This is a genomic window from Roseibium sp., assembly GCF_965216085.1.
Taxonomy (GTDB): Bacteria; Pseudomonadota; Alphaproteobacteria; order Rhizobiales; family Stappiaceae; genus Roseibium.
Genome location: NZ_OZ244138.1, coordinates 489,295 through 506,555, shown reverse-complemented (window position 1 = coordinate 506,555; position 17,261 = coordinate 489,295). Strand labels below are relative to the sequence as shown.

Genomic DNA, 17,261 nt, shown 5'->3' with positions numbered 1-17,261 from the left:
AAGTAGAGAAAAAGCAGGCGAATTAATCTTGAAAACATGCCCAATTGTCTCAAAGGAGTTGTATTAGGCACTTCCCCATGGCAAGTGCACGATATGAGCAGACAACAGATCAGGCAGATCATCGACGCCTGCCTCCCAGATGCCGGATTGGTCGAAACCGGGGTAAAGGGCGTGCAGCTCTTCCGCGTTACAGAACCGATAGCCTGCACACCCGCGGTTTACGAGCCTACAGTCGTTGCCATTGTTAACGGTGCCAAAGAAGCCATTCTGGACGGCAAACGGCATGTTTATGACAGCCGACGGTATCTTTGTTGCCCGATGTCGATGCCGGTGGAGGCAGGCACGCCAACTGCCTCACTGGAAAAACCGCTCCTCGGCGTCATAATCTCCCTTGATACGCGGGTGATGACCGAACTGACCATTGAGATTGAGAGCGCCACTGGCTCTATCCAGAGAACTGGCGGCGGCGCGCTGCCACCGGGGCTGGCGCTTGCCGAGTGGGATGCTGCCTTCACCGATGCCCTGCACAGGCTTGTCCAACTAGCCTCTAACCCGTTGGATGCAGCGGTTCTCGGAGAGGACAGGCTACGCGAGCTCTTTTATGCCGTTTTGAAGGGTGACGCGGGTATCGCCGCGCACCGAGCTTTCGGGGTTGGCAACGAAATCGCCCGAACCATTCAATTCCTGTCAGCACGCCTGAATGAACCGGTCACCATTGATGACATGGCCGCTCACGCCGGTATGAGCCGGGCCGTGTTTCACCGCAAGTTCAAACAGGCAACTTCGATGTCACCGATCCAGTTCGCGAAATCCATGCGCTTGAATCACGCCGCCATGAAGATTGCCGGCGGGATGAACGTGAGCGAAGCGGCCTGGGACGTGGGCTATGCGAGTTCCTCACAGTTCAGCCGCGAATTCAAACGCCTGTATGGACAATCGCCCAAACAATGGGGGCAGGCGACACAGCTCCCCGCGGGCCTGATATAAGGGCAACGTGGTTTTTCCAGCCGCGACAGCCCTGACAATAGGGTCTGCTTCCGGTCTTCCTGGCACAGCCGTCGTTTGCGTTCTGGGCAACAAACGGACGCCTCTCCTGACACAAAGAATTCTTATCCACGCCCCCATGCCTCTGTCGTATGATGATCAGTGTATCCGCTTACACGGGCTTTTTGGGGGACCGTCCTCCAAAAGGGAGCGGATCGGGCGGGGCTGACGGGCCGGTGTAACGAACCGTACCGGGGTCCGGCGCGATAATGGACGGCGGTGACCCTGCAGCGGCAACACCGAGTAGCGGCCGGCTGGGCGTGCTGCGGAGCGCGGATTGACACCCTGCACTTCGAGTCTGGCCGGTGCTGTGCCACGGCGCGCACCAAACAGCCCGGGCGGGGCAGTCAAGCTTTGCCGAAGACTCTTGTTTTTTATGTTGCGCAGGCAAGGCCCGGCGCGCCCCGCCACTCCTGTGGCTTAGGGAAGAACGTTTAGCCAAAACGCCGGAGGGCCTCCTCGCGGCGGATTTGGTGCTGGTGCTTTCCAGCTTTGCCGTCCCGACTTCTGAGCCGGGACCATTACAAGCAAGACTTGGCCCCGGATCAAGTCCGGGGCGTCGACTATTCGTTTTCATACCGCTGAAAAGGCGGTAACCGCTCCAGATATTTACCCGGCTAATAATCTTGAAAACTCGGCCCTCAACTGATGCGATCCACGTTGACCTTGCAAGATGTTCTTGAGCTCGCCGTCCGCGTCAAACAGCAAGAGAGTGACATGCTGAACACCATATCGGTTGGCAAAGGCCCGGCCGCTCGCGGACTTGATATTAGCAATCACATAGTCCAGCCGGCCGTCTTGAAACTGCTTCAAGGCGGATCGGGTTTCCTTCTGCAAGGCCAGACACAAGGAGCAATTCGGATCATGGACCTGCACGATGGTCGGCGTCCCATTGCCAACCCGCGTCAGATCGTGTTCGTTCAGGGTGTTGATGACATTGCTGGCAAGCGCATAGCCAACTCCGCCGACGACACCTGCGCCGATGACAATATTGCGGGTGAGCCGCAGGAAATTGCGGCGCCCGGCAGAGACATCATCATGCCTGGTCTTTGCATTCTGTATCTGAGGTTTATTAGATGTTTGTTTCTTCGGTTTCCTGTGCTTTTTCATAAGGTCACCTATTCAAATTTTGAGATCCACTGCGGCCCGGATCACGTCACCACGATCTTGGCTCCGGGCCGGACACGGTCGTAAAGATCGATCACATCCTGATTGATGAGGCGGACACATCCGGAGGACACAGCCTTGCCAATGGAGGCCGGTTCGTTGGTGCCGTGCAGACGGTAGAGCGTGTCGACATTGCCCTGGAAGATGTACAGCGCACGGGCTCCGAGCGGATTACCCAAACCCGGCTCCATACCGCCGTTCTCGGCACTGTATTTCTCCAGATGTGGTTCGCGGGCAATCATTTCAGCTGGCGGCGTCCAGGTCGGCCAGGGCCGTTTCCAGGCAACCCGCGCCCGACCGGACCACTCAAACCCTTGCCGTCCGAGACCAACGCCATACCGCATGGCCGTCCCGCTCGGTTCAACCAGATAGAGATAGAAACTGGACGTATCGACGATGATCGTCCCGTCGTCCTCATTGCTCTGATACGCAACCCGCATTCGGCGGAATTTCGGTTCCAAGACCTTTGGATCAATCGCCGGCAGAGGAAATTCTTCGTTCGGCCGCGAGCCATAATTTAAGATGAAGTCACGATCGACCGGCGGCCTAACCGGTTGCGGTGCGGGCGCTGTGCGTGTTGGCGAACAGCCAGCCAGCGCAAGGCCAACCATGGCCAAACCGCCGGACAAGGCCTGACGCCGTGTCACGTTTCTTGTCATTTCAGATGTATCCGGATCGATAGGGTTTAAAGCACCACAACCTTGGTTCCCAGCGGAACGCGGTTATAGAGATCGATAACATGATCGTTGATCATACGGATACATCCGTTGGAGACCGACCGGCCGATGGACTTCGGCTGTGTGGTTCCATGAATGCGGTACATGGTGTCCCGGCCGTTCTTATAAAGATACAGCGCACGGGCCCCGAGGGGATTGTTCAAACCGCCTGGCACACCCTTGGCGTATTTGGCGTATTTTCCCGGCTCCCGGCGGATCATATTCTTGGTCGGCCGCCAGCTTGGCCATTCGGCTTTGCGCTCCACGCTCGCAATGCCCTTGAAGGCAAGTCCGGCCTTGCCGACACCAACGCCATAGCGGCGCGCCTTGCCAAACCCTTCGATCAGGTAGAGGAAATGGTTCTTCGGATCGACCACGATAGTTCCGCGTTCATAGCGAAAACCATAACGCACGGACTGCGGTTCATATTGCGGATCGACTTTAAAATTCTTGTATTTCGCGGTGTGGTGCGCCTCGGCCACAAGCGGCTGTGAGGCAGCAAGCACGGCTGCACTTCCAAGCAGCAAGTCTCGTCTGGTAATCACGGGATGTCTCCTGAATTTCATTGATCTTGAGGCGGATTCTTTGATCCGTCAAAACTGTGAAATTTCAGGACTTGGGAGGGCCTGGCTCCAGGTAATCGGACACAGAACTCTGACGCGTAGACACCAGACCATCCGGCACTTGCGCGGATTTATGAGGCACAGCCAAAAGACTGGCAATCACGCCCTTGCAGTCGGATTTGCAATAGGTCGACTTCGCCTGAATCACCACGGTTTCGTCACAACAATCGGCAGCTCGAAGCTCAGCAACAACCTGGTCCAGACTGAGGTAAGACGGCACATCGTCAACGGCAACATCCACCTTGCGCGCGAACCCTTGGGTTGCGCCGGCGAATAGAAGGCCAATGATGAGCAGTATGCGAAACATGAGCTGATTTTATCGAAGAGAGTTAAGAGAACCTATGCACGCCAAATCACACTCGCGTGAGGACATGATTTCCCATTAGCATTCTTGAGTTCGTATAGGAGTTTTGATGTCTGACCTAGAAGATATGGATGTGTCCGCGGCCATACCGCCGCAGAACTATTCAGCCCCCCTTAAAACGCTCTGGTGGCTGAAAAAAGGCAACCTTCAACTGGGACCGGAGTGGGATCTAGCCCATGAAATCTGCCAAAGCGCAGAGGGCGAGGCAGATCACGACTGGATCCATGCTCTTTGCCACCTCATTGAAGGCGATCATGGCAACGCCGCTTATTGGTTCGGCAGGGCCGGAAAACCCTCGAGAAATGGTGATCCAGCTGCGGTCTGGAAAGAAATTGCAGACGCACTTACGTGACAGATCAGAGGCGCCAAAATAACAAAAGGCCGCGCGCCCCCGGCCTTTCCAACAACGATCTCTCTGGTGGTGTCCCGGATCAACCCATTGCCCAAGGACCGTGGTAGCTGGAGCCATCCTTGTCGGTCCACTCAAATCCATGCGCACCGAAGAAATCACGCTGGCCTTGCAGCATGTTGGCCGTTGAGCGGCTGGTGCGAATGATGTCGAAATAGGACAACGCCGGTACCGGTAGACCGTGAAGCGCGGCTTGTGCCACCACCTGGCGCAAGACAATCATAACGAGGCGAGGAAAGCTTTCGCGCTTACTTGAGCAGCAACTTTCTTATCCTCATCCATGCGGTCCAATGTCCTGTAAACCTGCGCAAGGCGCGGATTACTGCGAAGTCTATCTTCGTTTCGCATCATGAAATCCCAATAAAGCGGATTGAATGGACATGCGTCCGGACCGGACTTTTGACGAACATCGTACCGGCAATTGCCACAGTAATCCGACATTTTATTGATGTAATTGCCACTGGCCGCATAGGGTTTTGATCCCAGAAGGCCACCATCTGCGAATTGGCTCATCCCAATCACATTCGGCGCTTCAACCCATTCATATGCATCTGTATAGACTGCCAGATACCACTCATGCACCGCATGCGGGTCAACGCCTGCGAGAAGAGCAAAGTTGCCAGTAATCATCAATCTTTGAATATGGTGCGCATAAGCCTCATCGCGCGTCTGGCCAATAGCGCTGTGTAGACAGGCCATTTCGGTGTCGCCGTTCCAATAGAAGTTCGGCAATGGCCGGTGATTTCCGAAAAAGTTCTCGTCCGTATATCCCGGCATTTTCAGCCAGTAGATGCCCCGGACATATTCGCGCCAGCCGATGATCTGGCGGATAAAACCTTCTACAGCATTTAGCGGAGCATTTCCCTCATAATAGGCACGTTCCACTTCCCTGCAAACCATCAAAGGATCAAGCAAACCTACATTGATGTACTGCGCTAAAACCGAGTGATACAAAAACGGTTCGCCCGTCACCATCGCATCCTGGTAATCGCCGAAACAAGGTAACGCCTGCTCAACAAACACTTTGAGCGCGCGCTCTGCATCCGATCTTGTGACACCAAATCGGAAGGGACGCAAAGTCCCAAAATTTGTTGCAAATCTCTGATCGACCAGATCGAGAACATCTGCCGTGATTGCATCTGATTCTACGGCCAAAGGACGTGGAAAAAGCAAATCATGTTTGGCAGGCTTGCGGTTCTCCGTATCAAAGTTCCAACGTCCACCCTCCGGTTCGCCTGCATTCATCAGCAAACCGGTTTTACGGCGCATGTCCCGGTAGAAGTATTCCATCCGCAGTTGTTTCCGGCCGCTTGACCATTTGCGAAACTCATCATGACTGCAAATGAACCGTGTATCCTCATGCATTCGAAAATCAATACCGGACTCTCCGACCCAGGATTTAAAATCAGCCTTTAAACGGTACTCCCCAGGCTCCGTCATCACGACGGTCTTGATCGTGGTTTCCTTAAGCGCCCGTTTCACCTCTGCCAGCAAGCTTCCAGCGTTATCCGGGTCATCGATTCGAGTGTAACGAACAGTCCAGCCCGCGGCTTCGAGCTCCAAAGCAAAATGCCGCATCGATGAAAATACAAAAGCGATTTTCTTCTTGTGATGCGGAACGTAGCTCGCCTCTTCGGCCACTTCCGCCATCAAAATGACGTCCGTTTCTGGGTTACCCGCTTTCAGAGACGTCATATTCAACGACAACTGATCTCCAAGAAGGAGGATTAGCTGTTTCGAGGTTTCCTGCCGGTTTGCTTGAGTCATGACATCGGAAGTTAGGCCGCCAAACCGGCCAGGCAATGGCCGCCTTCAACGGACAAACCCCAGTTCGTTGACAGGATCCCGTCATCACAGTGTCAAAAAGAAAAGGCCGGTAATGGAAACCAGCCTTTTTGAAATCTATTCGACAATTACGTCCCGGATCACCCCATTGCCCAGGGGCCGTGGTAACCGGTGCCGTCTTTATCTGTCCGTTCAAAGCCGTGGGCGCCAAAAAAATCGCGCTGGCCTTGCAGCATGTTGGCCGTTGAGCAGCTCGTACGCATGATGTCGAAATAGGACAGCGCTGCGGACAGCGCCGGTACCGGCAGGCCGTGAAGCGCAGCTTGGGCCACCACCTGGCGCAGCATGGCTTCGGTTTCCTTGAGCTTGTCAGAGAAGAACGGCGCTAGCATCAGGTTCCGTTCATCGTCATCGGCCAAGGCTGCGGACATATCGTTCAGCATCGCCGAGCGGATGATGCAGCCGTTGCGCCAGATCTTTGCAATCTCCGGCAGAGGCATCGCCCAGCCGTATTGTTTGGCCGCTTCCAGGATCAAGCCAAAGCCTTGCGCATAACAGATAATCTTGCCGGCAATGAGCGCCGCTTCCAGTGCATCGATAGATACCGCTTCACGGTCCAACTCATTCGGTGCGGCACCGAATTCAGCTTCGCCCTTCTTGCGCTCATCCAGGCGCGCGGACATGTTGCGGGTTGCAACGGCCGCTTCGATGGCGCTGGCGGGCGTGCCGAGCATCAACGCTTCGATCGCAGTCCAGCGGCCAGTACCCTTCTGACCGGCCTTATCCAGAATGATGTCCAGCATCGGTTTGCCGGTTTCCGGATCCGCGGTCTTAGCAACCTTGTAGGAAATCTCGATCAGATAGGACTGCAGAATGCCGCCGTTCCACTTTTCAAAAACATCGCCGATTTCATTGGATGACATACCGAAGCCGTCGCGCATCACGCCATAAACTTCAGCAATCATCTGCATATCGGCATATTCGATACCGTTGTGCACGGTCTTGACCAGATGACCGGCTCCCGCCGCGCCAAGGAACGCTGCGCAAGGCTCGTTGTCATGCTTGGCGGAAATCGCTTCCAGAATATGGCCAACCTGATCCCAGGCATCCTTGGCACCGCCGCCCATGATCGAGGGCCCGAACCGGGCCCCCTCTTCACCGCCTGAGACGCCAATTCCCATGAAACGCGGGCCTTGAGCCTCAGCGTCGGCTGCCCGGCGGTTGGTGTCGTGATAATTAGCATTGCCCGCATCGATGATCAGATCTTCTGCATCCAAAAGAGGCCGCAAAGCTGCAATTTGAGCATCAACGGCGTCTCCTGCGGGCACCATCAAAATGATGGCACGCGGAGAGGCGATGGACGCAACAAAGTCTTCCAGCGTTTTGCTTGGCACCAGTTTTTCCGCCAGCGCTCCGGCCTTGGCTATGAATTGATCGGTTTTCTCAAGCGTCCGGTTGAAAACCGAAATCCGGAAGCCGTTCTCCGCAATGTTGAGCGCGAGATTTCCGCCCATTGTGCCAAGGCCGATCAGGCCGATGTCCGCTTGTGCGCCTTGAGAGGTCATGCTCAGTGCCCATTATTATTTGAAAGATTTAATCGATTAAGGCCGGTGATACCCGACCTTCAGTCCAACAGCAACGACAGGATTTCATTTGAAACGCGTTCACAGAGGCTAGCGGAACGCGGAAATAAGATGATCAACAAACAAACGAACGCGTTTTGGAACATGACGCCCGGTGGGCAGAACCACAAAAAGCGGGATTTCGGGAAGCTTTATATCCACTGGCAGTTCAACCAGATCACCACTGGCCAGTTCATCTGCGCAAATCGCGCGGGGCAACAGCCCGGCAATGTCCGTAGTCAGGAGCATTTCCTTGGCCAGCTGAAAATTGCGCGTCTTGAACCCGAAAGGCTTTGCACTTGTTTCCTCGAATGCACCGATTGGATCCATAACTGATCCGGCCTTCATGAGGTCTTCAAACCCGGACCGGGCCGCAACATCCGGACGGGCAACGGCAACCATCCGATTGGACGCGATCTTGCGCATGACAGCATTGTCCGTGGTCACTCGCAGACCACGCAGGGCCAGATCAAATCCGTCCCGGACAAGGTCAACCGTTTGGTCACTGACATGCACGTCCAGCACGACCTCCGGATATTGTTCCTGGAAGCTGCTGAGCGCACGGGCGAAGGACGGCTGAACGAGGTCGACCGGCACGGACATCCGGACAAGACCTTTTGGCACCTGACTTGATTTCAGGTTCTCTCCGGCCGCCGCAAGTGCCGCCAGTGCCGGCTGCACTTGCGCCAGATAAGTTTGGCCGTCTGCCGTCAACCGCACCTGACGGGTCGTCCGATGAAAGAGCGCTGTTCCAAGCGCGCTTTCCAGCGCCTTGATCCTGGCGGTGATGGTCGAGCGGGGAAGCGCCAATGTGCGGGCAGCCGCTGCGAAACTACCGCTTTGAGCCACTTCCACAAATGTTTCAAAATGCGAGAGCGTTGTCATTGCCTGAAATTCTTGAATAGATAAACCACTTTTAACTGACTACATCAGACAAAGTTTCAGATCTACCTCTCTGTCATGGTTCAAACGAGAGGACTATTGTCATGAAAAGAAGAGATTTCCTGAAAACCGCCGGCACAACCAGCCTTGCCGCGCCTTTGGCCCTTGCCAGCACCACGTCCACCAGCACGGCCGGAAGCATATCCCAAGATGGACTCACCATCACATGGCTCGGCAGTGCCACCATGTTGTTGACCTGCGGGGATCTTACGCTGTTGACCGACCCGTGTTTTGGTGAGGGCGACAAGGCGTTCAAGATGGGCGATCCGAATGAAATGTTTGATCTCGTAAAAGGACCCAACATAAAGTTTCACCGCCGACTGACACCCTTCCAGGGGATAGATCTGGATTCGGTGGATCATGTCCTGGTGAGCCATATGCACGAAGATCATTTTGATCAGGAGGCCGAAGCAAGACTTGCCAAGAACATCCCCATGATAGCCCCCACACACGACTTGGATACGTTGACCCAAAAAGGGTTTTCCAACCTCTCCTCCCTGGCCTGGGGCGAGAAAAAAACCATCACGAAAGGCGATGTCACCGTTGAGATTACGGCGATCCGGGCCGATCACTCTGAAAATCCGGAAATTGCAGCTATTTTGGGCGAAGGCAATGGGTATTGGCTCACATTCAACCGTGGTGACTGGTCGTACTCCGTCTATTGGGGCGGCGATACATTTGGAACCAAACCGGTCGTCGCAGCTTTGGAACCATTGGGATCTCCAGACCTTTTCATCCCGCACCTTGGCAGCGTCGGCACCACCGGGCCGCTTGGCCAAATCAGCATGAACGCCGGCGATGTCGCCGTTTTTGCTGCCCTCTTGAAACCCAAGAAGATCCTGCCACTGCACCACTCAACTTATGAGCTCTATCTGGAACCGATCCATCATCTTGCTGAAGCGCTCGATGGTGCACCTTATGGGTTGGACTTGGTTTCTGAAGGAACACCAGTAACCTATACCTGACAACAGAAATGCACCTGGTTTCAGACACCTGTGGCCGCCAATGTCGGCGGTCACGCAGTTTTACCTAGCAGTCAAAAAAAATCTGTCACACAAGCCTGCTAGCGATGGCCATCCGCAATTGCTTCTGCGGCCCTTCGCACAAGGATCCGTGACATGAAAAAGTTTCTGATGGCAGCCGGCCTTCTCGCTGGCGCAACTGTTTCCGCCTTTGCTGGCGATGTTTCTGGCAAACTGGTTCTCTACACCTCACAGCCGAACAAGGACGCGCAGGCAACGGTCGACGCGTTCACTGCCAAGCACCCGGGTGTTGAAGTGGAGTGGGTCCGCGACGGCACCACCAAAATGATGGCCAAGCTCCGTGCCGAATTCGAGGCCGGCAGCCCCAAGCCGGACGTTCTTCTGATCGCTGACATGGTCACCATGGAAGGTCTGAAGAAGGAAGGCCGTTTGATGGCGCATGAGGGCGCTGACGTCTCTGCCTATGACCCGGCACTGATGGATGCAGAGAAAACTTATTTCTCCACCAAGTTGATCACCTCCGGCATCGTCTACAACACAAATGCGCCGATGAAGCCGTCTTCCTACAAAGACCTTTTGAAAGCCGAGGCCAAGGACAAATTGGCCATGCCGTCTCCGCTGACCTCTGGCGCTGCAACCATACACATGGCCGCTTTAACTTCCAATCCGGATCTCGGCTGGGCCTATTATGAGGGCTTGGCGGATCAGGGCGCCAATCCAAAAGGCGGCAACGGCGGCACTTACAAGGCGATTGCTGGTGGTGAAAAACTCTATGGTTTTGTGGTCGACTTCCTGCCGATCCGTGAAAAACTGAAAGGTGCTCCAGTGGAATTCGTCTTCCCGGAAGAAGGAGTTTCCGCAGTCACCGAGCCGGTTGCCATCCTCTCGACCGCTCAAAATCCGGATGCGGCCAAAGCCTTTGTCGACTTCCTCTTGTCTGAAGACGGCCAGAAGCTGGCATCTTCCCAAGGCTACCTGCCGGCCCATCCGGCTGTTGCAGCTCCGGAGGGGTTCCCGGCCCGCGACCAGATCAAGCTGATGGATTTTGATCCGGCCAAGGCCCTGGAACAGGACACAGCCAACAAGATGAAGTTCTCCGAAATCTTCGGCGGTTAAATCCGAATGGCGCAAGCCTTTCATCATAAGGTCTGGAATGGCGAGAGACTGTCTCTCGCCATTTTGGTTGTCTGCGCGACGCTGCTGTGCGGCCTGCCGCTCTTGTTGCTGTTCAAGATAGGACTGACCCACGAGGGGGCGTTTGCTCTTGGGCCTTTGACCGACGCGCTGACAAGCCGGTCGGTTCTACGCGCGCTCTGGCAATCCATGGAAAGCAGCTTTTTGTCTGCTTTGGCAGCGACCGTTCTCGGCACGGTGCTCGCTCTGATCATTGGACTGACCGATGTGCGCACCAAGGGCCTGCTGGTGTTCCTGATCCTTCTGCCAATGATGATCCCGCCGCATGTGACCGCCATCGCCTGGATACAAGCGCTCGGACCGGCAAGCCCGTTGCTTGCCTGGATAGGACTTGCGCCGGAACTCGGATCCACTCATCCGCTCTACTCCCGTGAAGGCCTGGTGCTTCTGTTGACCCTGCAACACAGCCCACTGGTGTTCTTGTTGGTCCGGGCAGCACTCAGATCCTTTCCGCGTGAATTCTCCGACGCGGCCCGTATCTCAGGCGCGGGCACTTTCCGGCTGCTCACAAGGATTACCCTGCCCCTGCTCGGTCCGGTCTTGCTGGCAAGCTTCGCGCTCGCATTTGTCGCCGCGCTCGGCAATTTCGGCATCAACGCTCTGATCGGCATTCCGGCGCGTTACACCACCTTGCCGGTATTGATCTGGCGGCGGCTTGCCAGCTTCGGCCCGGATGTCCTGCCAAACGTTGCCGTGATCTCGGTCATTCTGGCGGCTGTCGCACTTGTTGCACTGCTCATCCAAAGCTTTTTGCAACGGCGCATGCGGTCCAGCCTGATCGGCCTGCCGCAGGATCCGCTCGCCATTTCTCTTAAGCGCAAACGGATCTGGGTCGAACTGACACTCTGGACCTTTGTTGCGCTGGTGCTCCTACTACCGGCAGTCTCGCTGCTGGCGACCTCCTTGGTGACGACCTATGGCCTGCCCCTGTCGGCCGGAACCTTGACGCTGGAAAACTTTTTCGAAGTCCTGTGGCGGCAATCCGTGACCCTGCGCGCTTTTGCCAATTCAACACTTGTTGCCGCTGTCGCCGCCACCCTTATTGCGGCAATGAGTATTCTACTCGGATACTTCCTTAGCCATCGGCATAAGCGGGCCCGGGGAGTAAGCATCTTTGCCGCGTCTCAAGCCGAGATTGCCTTTGCGGTTCCCGGGCTGGTCATGTCGATCGCCTTTATTCTGGCGCTCATCCGGCCCCTGCCAGTCTTGAACGTCTCCCTTTACGGGACGCTCTGGATTATCCTGATTGCCTATATCTCAGTGTTTCTGGCCGTCGGCTTGAAACCGGTGGCCGCTGCCTTTCTGCAATTGGATCGATCCTTGGAAGATGCCGCAAAGGTCTCCGGAGCTGGCTTTGCCCGGCGGGTGCTCAAGGTTTTTGCTCCGCTCACAGCACCCTCTGCTGCTTCCGGCGCAATCCTCGTTTTCCTGACCGCCTATAACGAGGTGACGGTCTCTGCACTCCTATGGTCCACGGGCAATGAAACCATCGGCACCACCATTTTCAACTATGAAGATGGCGGATATACAACCCTTGCGGCGGCTATGTCTGTTGTGGTTGTTCTTGCGACGATCTTCGTCATGCTGGCGATGAACAGCCTGGCCAACCGTGTACCGGCTGGAACCATTCCCTGGAAAGATTGATCACACGCTGATGGCTTCAACATTCAAAATCCGCAAAACTGTTGAAAGCGACGTTGCAGATCTTCAGGCGGTGGAGATCTCAGCCAGCCAGGCCTTTAGAGCGATTGATGGCCTGGCTTCTTTTGCCGACGGCAGCTGTGCAACAAAAGATCAGCACTGTCGAACTATCGCAGCGCAAACCAGTTGGCTGGCCGAAACAAAGGATGGCAAACCGGTCGGGTTTCTCGCCGCGCTCCCGGAAGATGGCGCCCTGCATATTTATGAGATTTCTGTCCATTTCGATCATCAAAAACAGGGCATCGGCCAGGCGCTCTTGGCACATGCGGAAGAGCAAGCCAGATCTCGAGGACTGTCAGAACTAACACTGACGACCTTCAGCCATGTGCCCTGGAATGCGCCGTTCTATGAGAAACTGGGTTTTGACATCCTCGCCGACAAGGACTGTGAACCAAGACTGCTCAAACTGGTTCAGGACGAACTCTCCGCAGGTCTTCCTTTCCCGAAAAAACGCTGCGCCATGCGGAAAAAATTGAGGTAATCGGCTCAACTCGGCAGCACCCACCCCCGCAAGTTCTCTAAGAACAAGCTCTCACCAATCTTGGCCGCTCGGTTTAGGTTCATCATCAAAGGTTTTGAAAGGCCGTCGATCGCAACAAAGGCTTCCCAGAAGCCGCCGCGGTAAATCGTCCGCTCGACCGTTGCCTTGAGGCCATGACCGCCGGATGCAAGCACCAGATGCTCAGGACGAAGCAACAAAGTTGCGGTCCCCGTTGTTGTGCCAAGTGCGCACTCAGCCTCAAACCCGTGCTCCCCGACGAGCACCCAGGCTCGAGTCCCATCCACTTGTTCGATCCGTGCCGGCACAAGACTGCTGCGGCCGATAAATCCCGCGACCTTCTCGGAGTGCGGCCGCCGGTAAAGTGTATCGGGTTCATCCACCTGCAGGATCTCACCGTCCCACATCACCGCCACCTTGTCGGCCAGCGCCATTGCTTCACGTTGATCGTGGGTGATGAACAGTGTGGTTGCACCACTCATCTTGTGGAAGGCTGCCAGTTCCTCTTCCATGGCGCCCCGCAGATGCGGATCGAGATTGGCCAGCGGTTCATCCATCAGAACCGTCTTTGCGCCTTGCGCCAGGCAGCGCGCCAACGCCACCCGCTGGCGCTGCCCGCCGGACAGATCCGCCGGTTTGCGGTCGCGAAACGGCGTCAGTTCAACGGTCTTCAAATGATCCGCGGTCCGGGCTTTTATCTCCGCCTTTTTCAATCCAGCCGTTTCCATCGGAAAGGCCACGTTAGCGGCCACACTCATGTGCGGCCACAACGCATAGGACTGGAACACCATACCTGTCTGTCGGCGTTCGGGCTCCAGATGAAAGCCGTCCCGCGCGACAATCTCCCCGCCCAGCGCAATCTCGCCGCTGTCGATCGGCTCAAGCCCGGCGATTGCCCTCAACAGAGTCGACTTGCCGCAGCCGGACGGACCCAAAACAACAAAAAACACCCCGTCTTCGATTTCCAGATCGACGTGATTTAGGGCTTTGTGAGAGCCGAAAGATTTTGTGACGAAAGAAAGCAGGATGGTCATGCCGACCATCTATTAGAGGCCGATGACAGGCTGATAACACTCCTAAGGCCGATGACAGAAGGTCACGATCGGGCGAGTTAGCCGCGAGGTCTCTTGTTGTTGGCAAAGGCACTGCCTTTATGGAAGGGGTCTTCCAATAGCCCAAGAACTCCCCAAAATGCTTGATCCAATTGCCCGCCAAACAGCCCTCGGCAAACCGGCCCTGAAGCGCGCGGCGGTCATCGCAGCCATTGTCGGCACCCTGCTGGCCTGCATCAATCACGGCGACCGGATGCTGCTCGGCACCCTCGACACAGCAGGTGTCTTAAAGATCGTTTTGACTTATTTCGTGCCGTTCTCAGTATCGCTGGTGTCCTCCGTGCTGGCGGTCAAAGACCAGCAGACTATCGCCCACAGATAGGACATTTGTTACCGGCTGCGCAGCCTTAAGAGCAAATCCACTTCCTCCTCCAAGGCACGGGCATATGCCCGTGACGCCGGGGCATTCACATGGGTGAGCGTTTCCTGGCGGAACAGACAATAGGCGGCCAAACGCCAATGATAGGCAGGCCGTTCCTCAAAAAAACGCGCCACAATATTGCGGTCGGGATAGCTTTCGAGGAACAGGTCTTCGGCATAAAGAACCAGCGGTTTCAGGCCATAGAGGGTCAAGAGGCCGGGAGACAGAAAACAGGCAATATCTTCAACCGGATCGCCCAAACCGGCATATTGCCAATCGATCAACGTTGGACCAGCTGCCGTCATTTGAACGGTGCCCAGACACAGCGAACGGTGAATGAGACGCCGTTCAACAGATGCGGTGTTTTCAACTGCACTTTCCTGGGGCCGCAGCCGTTTCAGGTTGGCCGCCCGGCGGCAGTTCGGAATTTCGTTCAGAATAGCGTCACCATGGGCCAGCACCTGATGATATCCGGCGGGCACCTCCATCAAGCCTTCTGGCTTCAGGTTCAGCGCCGCGAACTGGCCGATAAGCTTTGCTGCATCGCGCACATCGATTTCTGCCTCGTCCCCGCGTTCATAACCATAGACCACAAGGGGCGTTCCAGCAGGACTCGTCAAAAAGCTTTCAAGGCGCGGAGCCAGCTGATGACGCTCCAAAAGCATCAACGCGGTGGCTTCTTCTTCCGGGAGTGTCGGATAGAGCGGGTTGCTTTCCAGCCCCGGAAAATACTCCTTGATGACGAAATCCCGGTCCGGTGTCTGCAGGCGCCAAAACCGGTGGGTGTAGGAACTCGGCAGAGGTCTTAGCCAGGTTCCGCTGAGATCGCCGAACGGATAGCGTCCTTGCAAAAAATCCAGCAGTTCGGCGTCTGTCATCCGGTCGTTCACGTAACACCTTACAATTGTTGCTCCATTTTCTGGTCTGTTTAGAGACCAGCCGTCAAGCCTTAAGCAAGCGCCGTTTCCGGCTTTCATGGCCGATTTTGTCAAATGTCGCGATAGTGGCAACCGCCGTCGGTCTCAGACGCCCTAAAAAAAATACACCTTCCGCTAAGGTTGAGAACTGGGAGCAGCCGATGAATTTCCCAGGCCTGAAAATTGTTCAGCTCCGCTCATCCGGCCAGCAGAAGGTACCTTGTTATGACCAGTCAACTCGATCCTGCAGAGACCGGCGACACTGCTAGAGGCCGGCGCGGGCGGCGCAGGCGGGGTGGTGGAGACAAGGCAGGCCCAGACCTCTTTCCGCAAAAGCCGTTCAAACAGCCGCGCCATATCTACAAACCGGTAGAGGCGGTGTCGGCCGATGAGCTGGAGAGCATCCATGATGCATCCATGCGGGTTCTGGAAGAGATCGGTATCGATTTCCTGCATGACGAAGCAAAAGAAATCCTAAAGGCAGCTGGGGCAGATGTGACGCCTGGAAACGACCGGGTCCGCCTAGATAGGGCAATGGTCGACGAGCTGGTTGCCAAAGCTCCGGCTGAGTTCACCGTTCATGCCCGAAACCCGAACCACAATCTGATCATGGGCGGGGATCACATTTCTTTCTCTAGTGTTGCCAGCGCACCGAACGCAGTGGACCGGGACGGCGGAAGACGGCCCGGCAATCAGGAAGACTACCGCAACTTTCTAAAACTGGCTCAGTTCTTCAACATCATCCACTGCGTCATGGGCTATCCGGTCGAACCGGTCGATCTACATGCCTCCGTTAGGCACCTTGATTGTGTCACCGACATGATCCGCCTGACGGACAAGGTGTTTCACATCTATTCGCTCGGAAAGGAACGGAACCAAGACGGACTGGAAATGACCCGTATTGCCATGGGGCTGTCCGAAGCGGAGTTCCGCAGAACGCCGAGCGTCATCACCGTCATCAATTCCTCATCACCGCTCCGGCTGGATACGCCGATGTTGCAAGGCCTGATCGAAATGGCCCGGGCGGGACAGGTGAGCGTGCTTACGCCTTTCACTCTGGCCGGTGCCATGGCACCGGTCACCGTTGCCGGCGCTCTGGCCTTGCAGAACGCCGAGGCGCTCGCTGGGATTGCCTTCACCCAGATGATCCAGCCCGGTGCCCCGATGGTCTATGGCGGCTTCACCTCAAATGTCGATATGAAGTCCGGCTCCCCGGCCTTCGGCACTCCGGAATATGTCAAGGCAGCCTTGGTCAGCGGTCAGTTGGCCCGGCGCTACAACCTGCCCTTCCGGACCTCCGGCGTTTGCGCGGCCAACACTGTCGATTACCAGGCCGCGCTTGAAACCACGTTGTCGGAGTGGGGAGCGATCAACGGCGGCGGCAATCTGGTCAAACACGCTGCCGGATGGCTCGAAGGTGGCCTCTCAGCGGGGTTCGAAAAATTCATCACCGACGTCGATCTTTTACAAATGCTGGCCGAATATCTGACACCCTTGGATGTGTCTGATGAAGCGCTGGCTCTTGATGCAATCAAGGATGTCGGCCCCGCAGGACATTTCTTTGGAACCGAGCATACCCAAGCCCGCTACAAGGATGCGTTCTACGCCCCGATCGTCTCGGACTGGCGCAATTATGAAACCTGGGCAGAAGCGGGCAGCCCGGTCGCTTATGACAAGGCAAACACACTCTACAAAAAAGCCCTGGAAGCCTATGAGGCGCCAGCGCTCGATCCGGCCATTGACGAAGAACTCACCGCCTTTGTTGCCAAGCGCAAGGAAGAAGGCGGAGCACCAACCGACTTCTAGATGGCCGACTTCTAAC

The 17,261-nt window shown here is 56.0% G+C and carries 17 protein-coding genes and 1 pseudogene; 8 read left to right on the top strand and 10 right to left on the bottom strand.

All coding sequences use genetic code 11. From position 1 onward, the window contains the following. Positions 1–93 precede the first annotated feature (93 nt). Positions 94–987 (top strand): AraC family transcriptional regulator, encoded by an 894-nt coding sequence (locus ACOOFE_RS02435; protein WP_420413487.1) that lies wholly within the window; start codon positions 94–96, stop codon positions 985–987. 666 nt (positions 988–1,653) lie between these two features. On the opposite strand, the gene ACOOFE_RS02430 is transcribed toward ACOOFE_RS02435, so the two are convergent. The 4 genes from ACOOFE_RS02430 to ACOOFE_RS02415 are packed head-to-tail and all read right to left on the bottom strand — an operon-like array spanning position 1,654 to position 3,857. Further along, positions 1,654–2,154, bottom strand: coding sequence for a thioredoxin family protein (locus tag ACOOFE_RS02430; RefSeq protein ID WP_420413486.1), 501 nt, complete (start codon positions 2,152–2,154; stop codon positions 1,654–1,656). A 41-nt stretch (positions 2,155–2,195) separates the two neighbouring features. After that, positions 2,196–2,870 (bottom strand): L,D-transpeptidase, encoded by a 675-nt coding sequence (locus tag ACOOFE_RS02425; protein ID WP_420413485.1) that lies wholly within the window; start codon positions 2,868–2,870, stop codon positions 2,196–2,198. A 26-nt stretch (positions 2,871–2,896) separates the two neighbouring features. Next, positions 2,897–3,493 carry a L,D-transpeptidase gene (locus ACOOFE_RS02420; protein WP_420413484.1) on the bottom strand — a complete coding sequence of 199 codons (597 nt, stop codon included), beginning with the start codon at positions 3,491–3,493 and terminating at the stop codon, positions 2,897–2,899. 43 nt (positions 3,494–3,536) lie between these two features. After that, positions 3,537–3,857: a hypothetical protein gene (locus tag ACOOFE_RS02415; protein WP_420413483.1), complete on the bottom strand. Its 321-nt coding sequence runs from the start codon at positions 3,855–3,857 to the stop codon at positions 3,537–3,539. Positions 3,858–3,963: 106 nt separating this feature from the next. Between ACOOFE_RS02415 and ACOOFE_RS02410 the strand changes: the two genes are divergently transcribed. Continuing rightward, positions 3,964–4,266 carry a hypothetical protein gene (locus ACOOFE_RS02410; protein ID WP_420413482.1) on the top strand — a complete coding sequence of 101 codons (303 nt, stop codon included), beginning with the start codon at positions 3,964–3,966 and terminating at the stop codon, positions 4,264–4,266. 79 nt (positions 4,267–4,345) lie between these two features. Here ACOOFE_RS02410 and ACOOFE_RS02405 read toward each other — a convergent pair. The 4 genes and pseudogenes from ACOOFE_RS02405 to ACOOFE_RS02390 all read right to left on the bottom strand — a co-directional run. Beyond that, positions 4,346–4,537, bottom strand: a pseudogene (locus tag ACOOFE_RS02405) (NADP-dependent phosphogluconate dehydrogenase); the annotation flags it as partial. A 5-nt stretch (positions 4,538–4,542) separates the two neighbouring features. Continuing rightward, positions 4,543–6,126 carry a cryptochrome/photolyase family protein gene (locus ACOOFE_RS02400; RefSeq protein ID WP_420413481.1) on the bottom strand — a complete coding sequence of 528 codons (1,584 nt, stop codon included), beginning with the start codon at positions 6,124–6,126 and terminating at the stop codon, positions 4,543–4,545. A 122-nt stretch (positions 6,127–6,248) separates the two neighbouring features. Next, positions 6,249–7,673 (bottom strand): NADP-dependent phosphogluconate dehydrogenase, encoded by a 1,425-nt coding sequence (gene gndA, locus ACOOFE_RS02395; RefSeq protein ID WP_420413480.1) that lies wholly within the window; start codon positions 7,671–7,673, stop codon positions 6,249–6,251. A gap of 108 nt (positions 7,674–7,781) precedes the next feature. Beyond that, a complete protein-coding gene (locus ACOOFE_RS02390; RefSeq protein WP_420413479.1) occupies positions 7,782–8,615 on the bottom strand; it encodes a LysR family transcriptional regulator in 834 nt (277 codons plus the stop codon). A 101-nt stretch (positions 8,616–8,716) separates the two neighbouring features. On the opposite strand from ACOOFE_RS02390, the gene ACOOFE_RS02385 reads away from it, so the two are divergent. From ACOOFE_RS02385 to ACOOFE_RS02370, 4 genes are all read left to right on the top strand, one after another. Further along, a complete protein-coding gene (locus ACOOFE_RS02385; RefSeq protein WP_420413478.1) occupies positions 8,717–9,637 on the top strand; it encodes an MBL fold metallo-hydrolase in 921 nt (306 codons plus the stop codon). Positions 9,638–9,790: 153 nt separating this feature from the next. Next, positions 9,791–10,771 carry an ABC transporter substrate-binding protein gene (locus tag ACOOFE_RS02380; RefSeq protein WP_420413477.1) on the top strand — a complete coding sequence of 327 codons (981 nt, stop codon included), beginning with the start codon at positions 9,791–9,793 and terminating at the stop codon, positions 10,769–10,771. 6 nt (positions 10,772–10,777) lie between these two features. Continuing rightward, a complete protein-coding gene (locus tag ACOOFE_RS02375) occupies positions 10,778–12,493 on the top strand; it encodes an ABC transporter permease (RefSeq protein WP_420413476.1) in 1,716 nt (571 codons plus the stop codon). Positions 12,494–12,503: 10 nt separating this feature from the next. After that, complete coding sequence (locus ACOOFE_RS02370; protein WP_420413475.1) at positions 12,504–13,031, top strand: GNAT family N-acetyltransferase; 528 nt, start codon at positions 12,504–12,506, stop codon at positions 13,029–13,031. Between the two features lie 5 nt (positions 13,032–13,036). Here the strand turns inward: ACOOFE_RS02370 and ACOOFE_RS02365 are convergent, their stop codons facing one another. After that, the gene (locus ACOOFE_RS02365; RefSeq protein ID WP_420413474.1) at positions 13,037–14,083 is read right to left on the bottom strand and encodes an ABC transporter ATP-binding protein; all 1,047 of its coding nucleotides are present in this window, start codon (positions 14,081–14,083) and stop codon (positions 13,037–13,039) included. Between the two features lie 157 nt (positions 14,084–14,240). On the opposite strand from ACOOFE_RS02365, the gene nrtS reads away from it, so the two are divergent. Beyond that, the gene (gene nrtS, locus ACOOFE_RS02360; protein ID WP_420413473.1) at positions 14,241–14,483 is read left to right on the top strand and encodes a nitrate/nitrite transporter NrtS; all 243 of its coding nucleotides are present in this window, start codon (positions 14,241–14,243) and stop codon (positions 14,481–14,483) included. Between the two features lie 8 nt (positions 14,484–14,491). Here the strand turns inward: nrtS and ACOOFE_RS02355 are convergent, their stop codons facing one another. Further along, positions 14,492–15,400, bottom strand: coding sequence for a phosphotransferase family protein (locus tag ACOOFE_RS02355; protein ID WP_420413472.1), 909 nt, complete (start codon positions 15,398–15,400; stop codon positions 14,492–14,494). Positions 15,401–15,664: 264 nt separating this feature from the next. Between ACOOFE_RS02355 and ACOOFE_RS02350 the strand changes: the two genes are divergently transcribed. After that, positions 15,665–17,245 (top strand): trimethylamine methyltransferase family protein, encoded by a 1,581-nt coding sequence (locus ACOOFE_RS02350; RefSeq protein WP_420413471.1) that lies wholly within the window; start codon positions 15,665–15,667, stop codon positions 17,243–17,245. Positions 17,246–17,261: the final 16 nt, after the last annotated feature.

Excerpts from the sequence above, each read along its gene's own strand:
- ACOOFE_RS02435 (WP_420413487.1), top strand. The coding sequence starts at position 94 with ATGAGCAGACAACAGATCAGGCAGATCATCGACGCCTGCCTCCCAGAT.
- ACOOFE_RS02430 (WP_420413486.1), bottom strand. The coding sequence starts at position 2,154 with ATGAAAAAGCACAGGAAACCGAAGAAACAAACATCTAATAAACCTCAG.
- ACOOFE_RS02425 (WP_420413485.1), bottom strand. The coding sequence starts at position 2,870 with ATGACAAGAAACGTGACACGGCGTCAGGCCTTGTCCGGCGGTTTGGCC.
- ACOOFE_RS02420 (WP_420413484.1), bottom strand. The coding sequence starts at position 3,493 with ATGAAATTCAGGAGACATCCCGTGATTACCAGACGAGACTTGCTGCTT.
- ACOOFE_RS02415 (WP_420413483.1), bottom strand. The coding sequence starts at position 3,857 with ATGTTTCGCATACTGCTCATCATTGGCCTTCTATTCGCCGGCGCAACC.
- ACOOFE_RS02410 (WP_420413482.1), top strand. The coding sequence starts at position 3,964 with ATGTCTGACCTAGAAGATATGGATGTGTCCGCGGCCATACCGCCGCAG.
- gndA (WP_420413480.1), bottom strand. The coding sequence starts at position 7,673 with ATGACCTCTCAAGGCGCACAAGCGGACATCGGCCTGATCGGCCTTGGC.
- ACOOFE_RS02390 (WP_420413479.1), bottom strand. The coding sequence starts at position 8,615 with ATGACAACGCTCTCGCATTTTGAAACATTTGTGGAAGTGGCTCAAAGC.
- ACOOFE_RS02385 (WP_420413478.1), top strand. The coding sequence starts at position 8,717 with ATGAAAAGAAGAGATTTCCTGAAAACCGCCGGCACAACCAGCCTTGCC.
- ACOOFE_RS02380 (WP_420413477.1), top strand. The coding sequence starts at position 9,791 with ATGAAAAAGTTTCTGATGGCAGCCGGCCTTCTCGCTGGCGCAACTGTT.
- ACOOFE_RS02375 (WP_420413476.1), top strand. The coding sequence starts at position 10,778 with ATGGCGCAAGCCTTTCATCATAAGGTCTGGAATGGCGAGAGACTGTCT.
- ACOOFE_RS02370 (WP_420413475.1), top strand. The coding sequence starts at position 12,504 with ATGGCTTCAACATTCAAAATCCGCAAAACTGTTGAAAGCGACGTTGCA.
- ACOOFE_RS02365 (WP_420413474.1), bottom strand. The coding sequence starts at position 14,083 with ATGACCATCCTGCTTTCTTTCGTCACAAAATCTTTCGGCTCTCACAAA.
- nrtS (WP_420413473.1), top strand. The coding sequence starts at position 14,241 with ATGCTTGATCCAATTGCCCGCCAAACAGCCCTCGGCAAACCGGCCCTG.
- ACOOFE_RS02355 (WP_420413472.1), bottom strand. The coding sequence starts at position 15,400 with ATGACAGACGCCGAACTGCTGGATTTTTTGCAAGGACGCTATCCGTTC.
- ACOOFE_RS02350 (WP_420413471.1), top strand. The coding sequence starts at position 15,665 with ATGACCAGTCAACTCGATCCTGCAGAGACCGGCGACACTGCTAGAGGC.